We start from the raw sequence: 1,584 nt of genomic DNA, 5'->3' as shown, positions 1-1,584 counted from the left end.
GTTGTGCCAGTTTGTATCCGCTGAGCCGGTCCAAAGAGCGTGTGTCTGGGCGCTTAGCACTGCCGCAAGCAGCATCAAAGCTGTTAACAAGATGAGTTTTTTCACTTTTTTCTCCTTTGCTGAACCTGGGTTTTTTTATATTTTTTGTGAGCGCCTAAGGCTCGGTTTAAGGCATACGGGTGTTGTGACGCTCGTGTTAAAGGTTTTATTATCAAAATGTTGCGTTTTCATCATGTGCATTTTCACCGTTTTTAACGACTGTATTATCTCTATATGATACATCTCACAAATTATCCAAAAGCTGTCAAGCCTTTTGTGGGGCTTTGTTTCTTGAGATTCGCCCTCAATATTATCGCCTTTAATATTGCCCAAAACGCCCGCTGCCTCACGCCTGATTCAAGCAAAAAACAAATCCGCTTTGCTCAAATTTACACACCATCCCCTCTTCCCCACAGCCCGGATATCCTTGAACAGCCCGCCCTTGGACTTCCAAGTTGTCTTTAAAGTTTTCCAAGGTTCATCTCGCCATGGATGATATTATCCACCCCGCGAGACCTTGATATTCATTTGAGCAAGGTTATTTTGCGCTTACTGGACAAACCTCCATTTTCCAGCTTGAGGAAATACACGCCCGAGGCTGAATCTCTGCCGGCATCGTCTTTGCCATCCCAGCTCACCCTATATTCCGCTGCGGGCAAACCCTCATCCACCAGGACGCGTATCTTTCTACCGCGCAGGTCATAGACCCCAAGCTTTGTCTTGCCTTGGCTGGGAATGCTGAAAGCGATATTCACCCTGGGATTGAAGGGGTTGGGGCTGCAGCTGATGAAACAGAGCGTATCGGGAGGAGGCAGCTCTTCATCCGGGTTTGGAAGCGGCTCCCGGACGAGACACTGCAGTTTGAAACCAATATTGATGAAAGAAGGATATTGCAGCGACCCATCCGCGCCAATTTTTTGTAAGTAATGTCCTCCATTACTGGAGGGCGATGATTTATAGGCGAATACCAGGATTGAATTGTCGGACGTAAGCTTCAATTTCATGGGATTTGCGGCGCCGTCCTCGCTTATCACACAAACCGGCTCGGCCCACAAAGCTGCTCCGGATGAATTGAAACGCTGCAATGCAAACCTTCTCCATTGACAAAGCAGAGCGCAAAATTGTCATCACCAAAGGCGTTCAAAGCCACACGAGGATACTTATTCGTGGATGGAATGACCATGGTTTCGTCCCAAAGCAAATCTCCGGAACTGTTGACCACATTGGCACGCACACCATATTCCACATCCCAGGCAAGAACCACACTGTTGTCGGGACGAATGAGCAGGGATGTTCCATAGGAGTTGGCGGTGTCCAAGCTGACCCCATTCGCTGCCATGCTGAGGCTTCCATCTGAAGAAAGATGCTGAACTGTAACCGGCTTTTGATAGTTTCTGGAGCCAGCCCAAGCCAGAAAAACTCCTCCATTCAAATCCGCCGCCCTTTTCCACCGGATAAATCCGGCGGCTCCGACCGGTTGAAACCGGTGTTCCGACAGTCGCCACTTTGTCACCCAAACCCGCGCCAGATCTGTCATCCTGAGCG

2 protein-coding genes are annotated in these 1,584 nt (G+C 49.1%); both read right to left on the bottom strand.

The genetic code is table 11. The features are described 5' to 3' along the window. Positions 1-563 precede the first annotated feature (563 nt). The gene (locus tag GX135_06145) at positions 564-1,043 is read right to left on the bottom strand and encodes a T9SS type A sorting domain-containing protein (GenBank protein NLN85667.1); all 480 of its coding nucleotides are present in this window, start codon (positions 1,041-1,043) and stop codon (positions 564-566) included. 26 nt (positions 1,044-1,069) lie between these two features. Beyond that, entirely contained in the window at positions 1,070-1,471 is a 402-nt protein-coding gene (locus tag GX135_06140; protein ID NLN85666.1) for a hypothetical protein, read from the bottom strand. Positions 1,472-1,584 lie beyond the last annotated feature (113 nt).

The organism is Candidatus Cloacimonadota bacterium, assembly GCA_012522635.1.
Classification (GTDB): domain Bacteria; phylum Cloacimonadota; class Cloacimonadia; order Cloacimonadales; family Cloacimonadaceae; genus Syntrophosphaera.
This window is presented reverse-complemented; position numbering and strand designations above follow the sequence as displayed.